This is a genomic window from Enterobacter cloacae complex sp. 2021EL-01169, from assembly GCF_020733125.1.
GTDB lineage: Bacteria > Pseudomonadota > Gammaproteobacteria > Enterobacterales > Enterobacteriaceae > Enterobacter > Enterobacter roggenkampii.
Map to the genome: position 1 here is coordinate 1,307,417 of NZ_JAJFTC010000001.1, position 12,461 is coordinate 1,319,877.

General features: G+C 59.1%; 10 protein-coding genes. 6 read left to right on the forward strand and 4 right to left on the reverse strand.

Annotated elements, in window-relative coordinates; all coding sequences use genetic code 11:
• From LLF79_RS06200 to LLF79_RS06210, 3 genes are all read right to left on the reverse strand, one after another.
• Window positions 1-987, reverse strand: a complete 987-nt coding sequence (locus tag LLF79_RS06200; protein ID WP_008501663.1) for an MBL fold metallo-hydrolase — start codon at window positions 985-987, stop codon at window positions 1-3.
• Window positions 988-1,128: 141 nt separating this feature from the next.
• Entirely contained in the window at window positions 1,129-1,878 is a 750-nt protein-coding gene (locus LLF79_RS06205) for a 5'-nucleotidase, lipoprotein e(P4) family (RefSeq protein WP_255642576.1), read from the reverse strand.
• 99 nt (window positions 1,879-1,977) lie between these two features.
• Window positions 1,978-2,505, reverse strand: a complete 528-nt coding sequence (locus tag LLF79_RS06210; protein WP_008501660.1) for an N-acetyltransferase — start codon at window positions 2,503-2,505, stop codon at window positions 1,978-1,980.
• Window positions 2,506-2,637: 132 nt separating this feature from the next.
• Here LLF79_RS06210 and treZ point away from each other — a divergent pair, with 132 nt between their 5' ends.
• The 3 genes from treZ to glgX are packed head-to-tail and all read left to right on the forward strand — an operon-like array spanning window position 2,638 to window position 8,981.
• Window positions 2,638-4,425 carry a malto-oligosyltrehalose trehalohydrolase gene (gene treZ, locus LLF79_RS06215; RefSeq protein WP_227879252.1) on the forward strand — a complete coding sequence of 596 codons (1,788 nt, stop codon included), beginning with the start codon at window positions 2,638-2,640 and terminating at the stop codon, window positions 4,423-4,425.
• Window positions 4,422-6,890: a malto-oligosyltrehalose synthase gene (gene treY, locus LLF79_RS06220; RefSeq protein WP_227879253.1), complete on the forward strand. Its 2,469-nt coding sequence runs from the start codon at window positions 4,422-4,424 to the stop codon at window positions 6,888-6,890. The genes treZ and treY overlap by 4 nt, the downstream gene beginning before the upstream one ends.
• A 15-nt stretch (window positions 6,891-6,905) precedes the next feature.
• Window positions 6,906-8,981: a glycogen debranching protein GlgX gene (gene glgX, locus LLF79_RS06225; protein ID WP_227879254.1), complete on the forward strand. Its 2,076-nt coding sequence runs from the start codon at window positions 6,906-6,908 to the stop codon at window positions 8,979-8,981.
• Here the strand turns inward: glgX and LLF79_RS06230 are convergent, their stop codons facing one another.
• A complete protein-coding gene (locus LLF79_RS06230) occupies window positions 8,982-9,527 on the reverse strand; it encodes a winged helix DNA-binding protein (RefSeq protein WP_021240146.1) in 546 nt (181 codons plus the stop codon). It lies immediately after the preceding gene.
• A 200-nt stretch (window positions 9,528-9,727) separates the two neighbouring features.
• Here LLF79_RS06230 and LLF79_RS06235 point away from each other — a divergent pair, with 200 nt between their 5' ends.
• The 3 genes from LLF79_RS06235 to LLF79_RS06245 are packed head-to-tail and all read left to right on the forward strand — an operon-like array spanning window position 9,728 to window position 12,438.
• Window positions 9,728-10,450: a DUF969 domain-containing protein gene (locus LLF79_RS06235; protein ID WP_021240145.1), complete on the forward strand. Its 723-nt coding sequence runs from the start codon at window positions 9,728-9,730 to the stop codon at window positions 10,448-10,450.
• Window positions 10,447-11,433 (forward strand): DUF979 domain-containing protein, encoded by a 987-nt coding sequence (locus tag LLF79_RS06240; protein WP_021240144.1) that lies wholly within the window; start codon window positions 10,447-10,449, stop codon window positions 11,431-11,433. The genes LLF79_RS06235 and LLF79_RS06240 overlap by 4 nt, the downstream gene beginning before the upstream one ends.
• Before the next feature lie 9 nt (window positions 11,434-11,442).
• On the forward strand, window positions 11,443-12,438 hold the full coding sequence (locus LLF79_RS06245; protein ID WP_227879255.1) for a DUF2891 domain-containing protein: 996 nt from the start codon (window positions 11,443-11,445) through the stop codon (window positions 12,436-12,438).
• Window positions 12,439-12,461 lie beyond the last annotated feature (23 nt).

Consider the following 12,461-nt stretch of genomic DNA (forward strand, 5'->3'; position numbering starts at 1 on the left):
TTATTTCGCGCTGCTGGCGTCCCGGTTGGTATAGGTCACAGGGACCCAGGCATAGCCGCCTTTCTCGCCTTTCGTCACATAGCCGATGCCCGGGAAAGGCAGATGGGGCGCGGCAATGAGGTCCTTATTTTTCACAAAGTCAGCGAACGCATGCTCGCGTACGCTTGCCGCTTTGTTCTCATCTTCATCGTAGGTGATGGTCACCGCAGGCTGCGGGAACTGGACCGCCGCGGCGTGAATGATGTCGCCGACAAAGGTGATCTTCTCGCCTTTGCTTGTCAGGGTGTAGAAGGCTGAACCCGGCGTGTGTCCGGGATGAACCGTGCCGGTAAGCCCCGGAAGAATCTCCGATGTGCCGCTAAACGGCACCACTTTCCCCGCGTCAAGGTAGGGTTTTAAGGTCTTCTGCGCGACGTCGAAGTAGTTCTTGCCGTAGCCGGTTTTCTTTTGATTGTCGTCGTTAAAGAAAAAGTCGATGTCCGGTTTGCCAACGAAAACGCGCGCGTTGCTGAACACTACCTTGCCGTCTTTCACCAGGCCGCCCGCATGATCGGAGTGGGCGTGGGTCAGCAGGACTTCAGTGATGTCCTCGGGTTTTATTCCCTGCGTGGCGAGGCTCTCAACCAGACGTCCGCCGGTATCAGGACCAAAGAGCTGGCCCGAGCCGGTATCCACCAGGATTTTATGTCCGGGTATCGCAATCAGAAACGCGTTGATGGAGACCTCAGCCGGGTTGGTCTGGAAATTTTTTGCGAGCAGCGCATCAATGTTTTGCGGCGTTGTCCGGCGCAGCAGCTTGTGCAGATCCTGCGCGACGGTCCCGTCGGTAAACGAGGTGACAAGCACGTCGCCGACCTGCACGCTGTAACCGCCCGCCGGTTGTTTAACGACGTGCTGCGGCGTTTCTGCAGAGGCCTGGAGCGCAGGGTAGAAAAGAAGTGAACTGGAAATCAGCGTGGAAAGAGCAAGTTTTTTCACGGTAAGCATACGAGTCTCCTTTGAAAGTGCTCATCTTACTGCTCCGTAAAATTATAAGAACCTGCTCAGAAATGATAGGACCTATAAACGGGATGGATAGGAAACTGAAGGGCCGGGAAGGCGCGCGATAGCTTTCCCGGCCCGTAGACATTATTTTTTCAGCGGTGCGTTCCAGCTGTCCGGCGTGGCTTTGGACCATGAGCCATAAGCGGCATTAGGCAGCACAATCCAGTCGTTGCCGAAGTGTTCCGCGCTGGCCTCAACCAGTTCACGCTGCTGCTCGCTCGGCTTTTTGTTTTTAAACTGCACGGCGAAATCCGGCAGGCTGTCGCCGAACAGCATCACGATCTGCTGCTTTTTGAGGATGCTCTGACGGCGCTCTTCCTTGCTGACCGTATCCAGCAGCACGCTTTCGTCAGATACCTGCGGCAGGCCGAGAGCGTTTAACGTCTTCAGCGTGTCGGCTTTGTTTTCCTGCATACGATCCGAGACATAGTAGATGCGGACCTTGCTTTGATTCACGTGGTCAAGAAACGCTTTCGCCCCCGGAACTAAGCCGGGTTTTCCCTGTTTCTCCCAGTCGCTCCAGGTGTCCCATTTCGTATAGTCGTGACACTGCTCCATGTCGCGCACCAGCAGTGGGGTGTTATCCAGTACCGTTTCATCCAGGTCCATTACCACGGCGTAATTTTCGGGCGTTTTCAGATCCTTTAACTTTTCGTTGAAACGCTCGGTGGCAAACCGATAGGTTTGCAGCTGAAGGGCCATAATCTCTGCCGATTTCTGCTGATAGCGCAGCGCCATTTCGTACGCTTTCGGTTCACACAGGTCGTGCTCCGCGGCCGTCGCCGCTGCCGTTGCACTCAAAACCGGTAATGCCAGCAGTAATGCCTTAGCCATTGAATTCACACTTCTTTCCTCAACACCGTGGTTAAAATCCCGAAAGCGTAATGAAATTCAGTGACAGAAATATGACCGTGATGTGGCAATGTGTTTCCGCTAGACCAGCATGTAATACCAGAACAGAGCGACCTCGTCTTTTTCCGGTAGGGCGTTGTAGAGATAACGATCGTATCCGCCCAGGGTAAATCCGTAGTGACGGTAAAACAGGCAGGCAGAGACGTTCACATTTTGTGTTTCAAGCCGTAATCCCGGCGCGTTTACGCTGCGGGCCCACACGTGCGCGGCGGCCATTAATTTATGCGCAGCGCCGGTTCTGCGTTTGGTGCGCTCAACGGCAATATAATCCACTGAAATAAATTTGTTCCAGCCGACTGACGCGGTAATAAATCCGGCTATTTCACCGTCGTCCGTTTCCGCGACAAGAAATATGGCGTCCGGATTAACGCAGTGATTTTCAAGCGTTTGAATGTCGAGTTCGTAGGTTTTTATCCACGGCTCTGCCACGGCTTCAATATGCAAATCACAGTGGATAAACGGCTCCCGGGCAATGTGGCTAATGGTGAAAGAAAAGTCACAGCATTCAAGGCGAGCGAAGTCGGTATTGAGTCCTTTTCGAATCTGCATAGTATTCCCGTTAGTGAGTTATTTCATAAAGAATAGACGAAGCGGTTAAATCCGCTGAGCTCACGCACTTTTAATCCTGAACTAAGCTTGTACTTCGTTCCGCGTAAAATGTGGGTCATTCGAGGACAATGAATGGAATTCAGGACATTTCAAAAGCAGTGGGGTGCTGAGTTTATTTCCGATGACGTTGTACGTTTTCGCGTCTGGGCAGAAGGACAGAAAGAACTTACGCTACGTCTTGCCGCCACCGACGTGCCGATGACGGCAACCGGCGACGGCTGGTTTCAGGCGGACGTCCCCGGCGTCAGGCACGGTGCAGAATATCAGTTTGTTCTTCAGGACGGCACGGCGGTGCCCGATCCCGCCTCGCGGGCGCAAAAGGGCGACGTTAACGGCCCCTCAGTCGTGATCGATCCCCGGCGTTACCAGCCGGTCAACCGCGACTGGGCAGGGCGGCCGTGGGAAGAGACGATCATTTACGAACTGCACATCGGCACGTTTACCCCGGAGGGCACCTTCCGGGCGGCGATCGACAAGCTGCCGTATCTGGCGGAGCTGGGGATTACCCAGCTTGAAGTCATGCCCGTCTCCCAGTTTGGCGGTTCCCGCGGCTGGGGGTACGACGGGGTGCTGCTGTATGCCCCGCACTCTGCGTACGGCACGCCGGAGGATTTTCACGCGTTTATCGACGCCGCGCACGGGCTGGGGCTTTCCGTGGTGCTGGATATCGTGCTCAACCACTTCGGCCCGGAGGGGAACTATCTGCCTCTGCTGTCGCCCGCGTTTTTCGATGCACAGCGGATGACGCCCTGGGGCAACGGCATCGCCTACGAGCGCGAGCCGGTGAGGCAGTACATGACCGACGCGCCGCTCTACTGGCTGACGGAGTACCGTCTGGACGGGCTGCGGTTTGATGCCATCGACCAGATTAAAGACGGCTCGGACACGCACATTCTCGAGGAGATTGCCGCAAAAATTCGCGAGGCGATCCCCCACCGGCACGTTCACCTGACCACGGAAGACAGCCGCAACGTGATTTTTCTGCATCCGCGCGATGAACAGGGCCACACGCCGCTGTTTACCGGCGAGTGGAACGATGATTTTCACAACGCTGCCCACGTGTTTGCTACCGGTGAGACGCACGCCTATTACCAGGACTTTGCCTTTGAGCCGGAGAAAAAGTTCGCCCGGGCGCTGGCGGAAGGCTTTGTCTATCAGGGCGAGATTTCGCTGCAAACCGGCGAATCCCGCGGGGTGGAGTGCCGCACGCAGCCGCCGCAGTTCTTCGTCGATTTTATTCAAAACCACGATCAGACCGGCAATCGCGCCCAGGGCGAGCGGCTTATCACCCTGGCGGGTGCCGACAAGACGCGGGTACTGCTGGCCGCGCTGCTGCTTTCCCCCCATATCCCGCTGCTGTTTATGGGAGAGGAGTACGGTGAAACGCACCCGTTCCTGTTCTTCACCGACTTTCACGGCGAACTGGCAAAGGCGGTGCGGGAAGGGCGCGCGAAAGAGTTCACCGGCCATGCCGGGCACGATGAAACCGTCCCGGACCCGAACGACGTGAACACGTTTATCCGCTCAAAGCTCGACTGGAACAAAATCGCCACCGACGAGGGCAAAACGTGGCTGCGCTATACGCGCCATCTGTTGACGCTGCGCCATCGCTATATCGTTCCGCTTCTGCATCCGGGCGGTGCCGTTGAGGGCCATGTGCTCAAGACCGCGCCCGGCATGGTGGCGGTGAGCTGGCGCTTCCCGTCAGGCACGCTTTCTCTGGCGCTGAACATTGGAACGAAGCCCGTCGACCTGCCCGCGCTCGCGGGGGAGACGCGCTTCGCCTGGCCGGAGGTCAACGACGTTTTACCCCCGAACGGTATTGTCGTTCGCTTTGCTGATGGAGAAGCATCGTTATGATCCCTTCCGCCACGTACCGTATTCAGTTCCGTAACGGCATGACCTTCGACCGCGTTGTGGCGCTGCTGCCGTATATGAAGGACCTCGGCATCAGCCACCTTTACGCGTCGCCCGTGTTCACTGCCACGACGGGGTCTACCCACGGCTATGACGTGACCAATCCGAATGAAATCGACCCCGCGATTGGCGGACGGGAAGGCTTTGACCGCATGGCCGCGGCGCTTAAGCAGGCCGGTATGGGGCTGATTCTGGATATTGTCCCGAACCATATGTCCACCTCGCTGGAAAACCTCTGGTGGCGGGACGTGATTGAATACGGCCAGCAAAGCCGCTACGCGCACTATTTTGACATTGACTGGCCGAGGCCGCTGACGCTGCCGTTTCTTGGCGATACCTTTGAGGCGGAGCTGGAGAAGGGAGCCATCACGCTAAAACGTGACCCTGTCACGGAAAAGGCCGCGCTGGTTTACTACGACGCCGAGTATCCGCTCAACCCGGGCACGTACAGCGAGGAGAAGAGCATTGCCGAGCTGCACGAGGCGCAAAGCTGGCGGCTGATGTCCTGGCGGGAGGCGCCGAAGCAGCTATCGTGGCGGCGCTTCTTTGAGATCACCGGGCTGGTCGGCGTTCGGGTTGAGGATGATGCGGTCTTCGACGATACGCACCGGCTGATCCTTGAGCTGGTCCACGCGGGCGTGGTGGACGGCCTGCGCATTGACCATGTCGACGGCCTGGCGGATCCGCTGGGCTATCTGCAGCGCCTGCGGCAGGCCGCCGGGCCCGACTGCTACATCACGGTCGAAAAGATTCTCGCCAAAGGGGAACAGCTCCCCGCTGACTGGCCGGTATCCGGTACCACCGGCTACGAGTTTATCGCCTCGCTGGCGGAAGTGCTGGTCGACGATGATAGCCTCTCGCGCCTGGAGACAATCCACGACGAGACGCTGGGCGTGACGGTCGATCGCCACGCGGAGCTGCGCGATGCCAAAGGCCTGATGACCGATCGCAATTTCGAGGGTGAATTCACCACGCTGCTAAACCTTGCTGAGGATCTGGCCCGCCGCAATGAGGTTGCGCTGCCGCGCGAGGAAATCCGCCACGCGCTGCGCGAGCTGCTTATTGCGTTTCCGGTCTACCGCACCTACGGCACTCGCGAGGGGTTAACCCCGCCGGACGTGGCGCTGCTCAACCGCGTGGTTGCCAGCGTGGAGACGTCTGAAGCGGCGCTCAGCCTGATCGTGCGCATTCTTACCGGCGACCTGCCGGACGCATGCCGCGAGAGCGCCGCGCTGTTCAGGACCCGCTTCCAGCAGCTCACCGGGCCACTGATGGCGAAGTCCGTTGAAGACACGCTGTTCTTTCGCCACAACCTTGAGCTTGCGCTCAATGAAGTGGGGGCCGACCCGACGCCGCGCGCGTTTTCCTTATCCCGCTTCCACCAGGAGATGCGCATTCGTCTGGCCCGTCAGCCCGACGCGCTGCTGGGTACCTCCACGCACGATACCAAGCGCGGGGAAGATGCCCGGGCGCGCCTTTACACCCTGACGGAAGCCCCGGAACGCTGGGGCGAGAACCTTACCCGCTGGCGGCAGATGAACCAGACCCAGGTGCGTTTTCTCAACGACGGTACCGCGCCGAACGCCGCCGATACGTGGATGATCTACCAGGCGCTGGCGGGCGTCTGGCCCGCCACGCTGTCACCGGACGACGCTGAAGGGCTTAAAGCACTCGAAACGCGGTTCCTCGGCTTCCTCGAAAAAGCGCTGCGCGAGGCGAAGCAGCGCACCGACTGGATCGACAGCAACGAGAGCTACGAGAGCGTGGTGTTGAGCTACGCGCGGCACCTGCTTTCGCCGGACAATAGCCTGTTCCTGCACGATTTCAGCGAGGCGATGCAGCCCTTTATTCGCGCCGGGCTGATGAACAGCCTCAGCCAGACGGCGATCAAGCTGACGGCGCCCGGCGTGCCGGATATTTATCAGGGCAGCGAGGCGCTTAACTTCAGCCTGGTCGACCCGGATAACCGACGCGAGCCTGACTTTCCGGCCCTGGTGCAACACCTCAGCGCGGCGGATGCCGGGGTGTTTGACAACCCGGCCTGCTGGCGGGACGGACGGGTCAAACAGTTTGTTACCGCCACGCTGCTGCGGCTTCGACCGCACTACGACGCGCTTTTCCGCTACGGCGACTGGCTGCCGCTTAAGGTCACCGGCGAGCGGGAGGAGAACCTGATTGTTTATGCGCGCGTTAAGGACGAGGAGGCGCTGATTGTCGCCGTGCCGCGTCTGGTTTTTGGCGTCACGGATAATCATCAGCTGTGGGTCAATACCACGGTGGCGATACCCGACGAACTGGCCGGGAAGTGCTATCGGGATCTGTTCAGCGGTGAGAGCCGCATTCTGCAAAAGACGCTGGATTTAACGTCAGAAAAGGGATGTGTACTGGTTCTGCTTACCTGCGAATAATCGTGGAGAACGAAAATGGCAAAGGATACAACGTTTGAAATTCGGGCCGGTCATGGCCAGCAGTTGGGGGCGAATTATGACGGGAAGGGCGTTAACTTCGCGCTGTTCTCCGCTCACGCTGAACGAGTGGAGCTCTGTCTGTTTGACCCGTCAGGGAAAACGGAAATCGCCCGGCTGGAGCTGCCGGAGTATACCCATGAGATCTGGCACGGCTATGTGCCTGACCTGAAGCCGGGCGCGCTGTACGGCTATCGCGTCTACGGCCTCTACGACCCGGAAAATGGTCATCGCTTTAACCCGCATAAGCTGCTTATCGACCCCTACGCTCGCGAACTGGTGGGCGATATTGACTGGAACGACGCCCATTTCGGCTATGAGCTGGGGCATGACGAGCTGGATTTGAGCTTTGATACCCGCGACAGCGCGCCGTTTACGCCGAAAGGCAGGGTTATCGACCCGAACGCCTTTGACTGGCAGGACAACAACCGGCCGAACGTCCCCTGGCCGCATACCGTTGTCTATGAGAGCCACGTGAAAGGCTTTACCCAGATGAACCCGGCCATTCCGCCCGAGCTGCGCGGGACGTTTGAGGGGATGGGGCACAAAGCCTCGGTCGACTACATCAAAAGCCTGGGCATTACCTCGGTGGAGCTGCTGCCGGTTCACTGGTTCCCGGACGACCAGCACCTGCTCGACCGCGGCCTGAAGAACTTCTGGGGCTATAACACGCTGGGCTTTTTTGCCCCCGCGTCGCGCTACTACGGCCCGGCGGGGATCCAGGGCTTTCGCGATATGGTGCGCGCCTATCATGACGCGGGCATCGAGGTCATTCTGGACGTGGTATACAACCACACGGCGGAAGGGAACGAGCTTGGCCCGATGCTCTCGTTTAAGGGGATTGATAACTACAGCTATTACCGCACGCTCCCGGACCAGCACCGGTACTACATCAACGACACCGGTACCGGGAATACAGTGAATACCTCACACCCGCGCGTGTTGCAGATGGTGATGGATTCCCTGCGCTACTGGGCGGAATCAATGCACATAGACGGTTTTCGTTTCGACCTCGGGACGATCCTGGGCCGCGAGCCCGAAGGGTTTGACCCGCGCGGCGGTTTTTTCGACGCCATGACCCAGGATCCGGTCTTATCCCGACTGAAGCTGATTGGTGAACCCTGGGATATTGGCCCCGGCGGCTATCAGGTGGGCGGATTCCCGCCGGGCTGGGGGGAGTGGAACGACAAATACCGCGACACCGTTCGCGAGTACTGGAAGGGGGACAACGTCTCCACGGACTTTGCCGCGCGGCTTCTCGGCTCCGGCGATCTGTACGATCTGCGTGGGCGTCGCCCGTGGGCCAGCGTCAACTTTATCACCGCCCACGACGGCTTTACGCTGAATGACCTGGTGTCGTACAACGAGAAGCACAACGCCGACAACGGCGAGGACAATAACGACGGGCATAACGATAACCGCTCGTACAACTACGGCGAGGAAGGGCCAACCGAGAACCCGGATATTATTGCTACCCGCGAACGGCAGAAGCGTAACTTCCTCACCACGCTGCTGTTCTCCCACGGCACGCCGATGCTGCTGGCGGGGGACGAGTTTGGCCGCACGCAGAAGGGGAACAATAACGGCTACTGCCAGGACAGTGAGATCTCGTGGATCGACTGGAAGGGGCTCTCCGAAAACGACGCCGCGCTGCGCGAGTTTACCCGTCATCTCATTGCCCTTCGCGCGCAACAGCCGCTGCTGCGCCGTGAAAGCTGGCGTGACGGGCTGGAGATCCGCTGGTTCAATGCCGGGGGCGGTCCGCAGCAGGCCGAGCAGTGGGATGAAGGCTCAACGCTCGGGGTCTCCATCAGCAGGCCGGATCTTCAGCAGGAGGACGGCATCTGGCACGACGTGCTGATGCTGTTCAATCCGTTTGAAGGCACCGTGCCGTTCCAGATCCCGCAGTTTGGCGAAGGGGGATGGGTGCTGGAGCTGTCTACGGCGGATGACGCCGCCACCGGGACAGCGATCACCGAAACCGTTGAGTACGCGCTGGCCGGACGGAGCATTACGCTGTTCCGCCGTCCTTAGTTACAGTGACGCCGCCGCCCGTGCGGCGGTGTCATACAGGGAGGAGATCGTGCGTAACAGCTGCGCGGTCTCGCCAATCGACTTCCCGGCAATGCCGCTCTCCGCGTGGATCGCAATCAGACACGCCTCCCGCACGTCCCGGTATTTCATGCACAGCGCTTTCCCTTCCTCGGTGGTAGAGAAAAAGAGCTCTTTCCCCGCTTTCTCGCTCGTCACGTAGCCTGCTTTGACCAGCTTTTTCAGCGCATAAGTCACCACGTGGGTGTCTTCCACGTTGAGGACGAAGCAGATATCGGCCAGCTTTTTCTTGCGGTCGCGGTGGTTGACGTGATGCAGCAGCGAAACGTCAAAGGCGCCCATATCGGGCTCGCCGGCTGCCGTCATGCAGCGCACCATCCATTTGTTAAACGCGTTGCCGGTCATGATCAGCGCATATTCCAGCTCTGATAACTCCGCGCAGCGCTCGGATACCAGATGGCGGGAAGAGACGATCCGGCCCTCGTTGATATCGTCGCGATCGGGTGAAGCACTCTTTTCTGAGGTCATAACGTTCCTTAGCCAGAAATGTAAACTCATCGATAAAATAAGAACATTTTATTGATAATTTGTTTACATGTTTTTGAGGTTCAGATATAGCTTTTTAGCGCAGGTTTTGCGAAGCCTGCCAACAAAACACAACATCGCTCGCCGCAAATTAAAAAAATAGCCGTCGGCGCGCAACGCTCACTTTCGATAGGGTAAACGTTATGGACGGTACTACGCTGCTGCCGCTGATCGGGATACCGATCGTGGTTATTGGTTTTGCACTGCGCTTCAACCCGCTGCTGGTGGTCGTGGTGGCGGGGCTGGCGACGGGTCTGCTGGTCGGCATGGATTTCGGGATGCTGCTGGAGACCTTTGGCGAGAAGTTCGTCAATAGCCGATCGCTGGCCACCTTCATCCTGATCCTGCCGGTGATTGGTCTGCTGGAATATTACGGGCTTAAGGAGCGCGCCCAGGCCTGGGTGGCGAAGATCGCCAGCGCCACCTCGGCGCGTATTCTGATGCTTTACTTTGTCGCCCGTGAAGGCACCGCCGCGCTGGGACTGATGTCGCTGGGCGGCCATGCCCAGACGGTGCGCCCGCTGCTGGCACCGATGGCCGAAGGGGCGGCGCTGAACGAATACGGCGAACTGCCGCAGCACATCCGCGACAAAATCAAAGCCCACGCCGCCGCGTGCGACAACATCGCGGTCTTCTTTGGGGAAGATATCTTTATTGCCTTCGGGGCGGTGCTGCTGATCGACGCGTTCCTGAAAGAGAACGGTATTCCGGGCATTGAACCGCTGCATATCGGCCTGTGGGCTATTCCGACCGCCATTGCGGCATTAATTATTCATATGACGCGCCTCCTGCGCCTCGATGCGAGTATCCGTCGCGACGTGATGGCCTGGCGTGCAGAGCAGGGTACGCAGGAGGCCGCGCAATGATGACGCTTATCACCATTAACCGCGTGTACTACCTGATTGGCTTTGTCGTAATGCTGCTGGTTGTCATGACCCTGCGCGATCGCGCCAACCCGAAGCGCTTTACCACCGCGCTGTTCTGGTTCTTGTTTGGCGGGATCTTCCTGTTTGGCGATCTGATGGTCCAGGAGCTGGGTAAATCGCTGGCTTACCGGATTATCGGCGGCGGCGTTATCGTTATCGCGCTGCTGGCGGGTTTTGGTCTCGTCGGGAAAGGGCACTATAAAATGTCCACCGAGGAGGAGCGCGTCGCATCGTCAAATCGGCTTAAAAACTGGCTGTTCCTGCCGGCGCTGATGATCCCGGTGGTGACGGTGCTGGGCACGTTATTCCTGAAGGGCGTTTCGGTCGGCGGCGTGTTTCTGCTCGATCAGAAACAGCTCACCCTGGCGGCGCTGTGCGTGGCCTGCGTCGCGGCGATCCTCACCGGCTGGTGGCTGACCAAAGGCACGCCGCTCCATGCCGTTCGTCAGTCCCGCCGTCTTGTCGATACCATCGGCTGGGCGGTGATCCTGCCGCAGATGCTGGCCATGCTTGGCGGCGTGTTCGTGGTGGCCAACACGGGTGACTCGGTGCAGAAGGTGGTGAGCCTGTTTGTGAACCCGGATAACCGCTTCATGCTGGTGGTGATTTACTGCGTGGGCATGGCGCTCTTTACCATGATTATGGGGAATGCGTTTGCGGCCTTCCCGGTGCTGAGTGCGGGGATCGCCTTGCCGTTTCTGATCAACGTGCATCACGGCAACCCGGCGCCGCTGCTGGCGATTGGCATGTACGCAGGCTACTGCGGCACGCTGATGACGCCGATGGCCGCGAACTTCAATATCGTTCCCGCCGCGCTGCTGGAGCTGAAAGACAAATATCAGGTGATCAAGATACAGATCCCGACCGCGTTAACCCTGCTGGTGGTGAACGTGTTCTTAATGTATTTCCTCGTGTTTCGCTAAGGAGCTGTCATGGAATTAACGCAACATCAGGCCGACGCGTTTGCCCGCATGCCTTTGACCTATTTGCGTCAGGAATACCCGAACCACATCATGCACCTGCTGAATGATGATGGTGACGTGCTGCCGCCGCGCGAGCTGCATCCCATTTTCTACGGCTGTTTTGACTGGCACTCGGCGGTGCACGGTTACTGGCTGCTGCTGCGCTGCGTGCGCCTCTATCCAGAATTACCGTGCCGGGACGCGATCGCCGCGCTTTTTGACGAGCACCTGACCGAAGAGAACGTGGCGAGGGAGCTGGCCTATTTTACCGCGCCGTTCCGCGCCTCGTTTGAGCGGCCGTATGGCTACGGCTGGCTGCTGGCGCTGGCCCAGGAGCTGAAACAGTCGTCGCTGCCGCAGGCCGCAGGCTGGTACCAGACGCTGGCGCCGCTCACCCAGGACATTCGCAACCGGCTGGTGGACTACCTCGGCAAGCTCACCTATCCGATCCGCGTCGGGACGCACTACAACACCGCGTTTGCCCTCGCGCTGGCGCTGGATTATGGTCGCGCAGTGGGCGATAAGGCGCTTGAGCAGGCAATTCTGGCGGCGGCTGAGCGGTTTTATCTCGCCGACACGCGCTATCCGGCTCATTATGAGCCCGGCGGAGACGAGTATATTTCCGGCGCGCTGACGGAGGCACTGCTGATGAGCAAGGTGTCGGAGGGCTTCCCGGCCTGGTTTGACGCGTTTCTGCCTGAGGTGGGCGCCGTTACGGCACTGATGAACCCGGCGGAAGTGAGCGATCGTACCGACCCGAAAATTGCCCATCTGGACGGGTTAAACCTCAGCCGCGCATGGTGTATGAAGCACATTGCGAAAGCGCTTCCAGCCAGCCACCCGGCGCAACCGGCATTGCGCGAGGCGGTGACGAAACATCTGGCCGCCAGCGTCGAGCATGTGGTTGGCAGCCACTACAGCGGCGGGCACTGGCTGGCGAGCTTTGCGCTGCTGGCGCTGGAGTAAACAAACGCGCCGTCTTTCTTGCC

Excerpts from the sequence above, each read along its gene's own strand:
- LLF79_RS06200 (WP_008501663.1), bottom strand. The coding sequence starts at position 987 with ATGCTTACCGTGAAAAAACTTGCTCTTTCCACGCTGATTTCCAGTTCA.
- LLF79_RS06205 (WP_255642576.1), bottom strand. The coding sequence starts at position 1,878 with ATGGCTAAGGCATTACTGCTGGCATTACCGGTTTTGAGTGCAACGGCA.
- LLF79_RS06210 (WP_008501660.1), bottom strand. The coding sequence starts at position 2,505 with ATGCAGATTCGAAAAGGACTCAATACCGACTTCGCTCGCCTTGAATGC.
- treZ (WP_227879252.1), top strand. The coding sequence starts at position 2,638 with ATGGAATTCAGGACATTTCAAAAGCAGTGGGGTGCTGAGTTTATTTCC.
- treY (WP_227879253.1), top strand. The coding sequence starts at position 4,422 with ATGATCCCTTCCGCCACGTACCGTATTCAGTTCCGTAACGGCATGACC.
- glgX (WP_227879254.1), top strand. The coding sequence starts at position 6,906 with ATGGCAAAGGATACAACGTTTGAAATTCGGGCCGGTCATGGCCAGCAG.
- LLF79_RS06230 (WP_021240146.1), bottom strand. The coding sequence starts at position 9,527 with ATGACCTCAGAAAAGAGTGCTTCACCCGATCGCGACGATATCAACGAG.
- LLF79_RS06235 (WP_021240145.1), top strand. The coding sequence starts at position 9,728 with ATGGACGGTACTACGCTGCTGCCGCTGATCGGGATACCGATCGTGGTT.
- LLF79_RS06240 (WP_021240144.1), top strand. The coding sequence starts at position 10,447 with ATGATGACGCTTATCACCATTAACCGCGTGTACTACCTGATTGGCTTT.
- LLF79_RS06245 (WP_227879255.1), top strand. The coding sequence starts at position 11,443 with ATGGAATTAACGCAACATCAGGCCGACGCGTTTGCCCGCATGCCTTTG.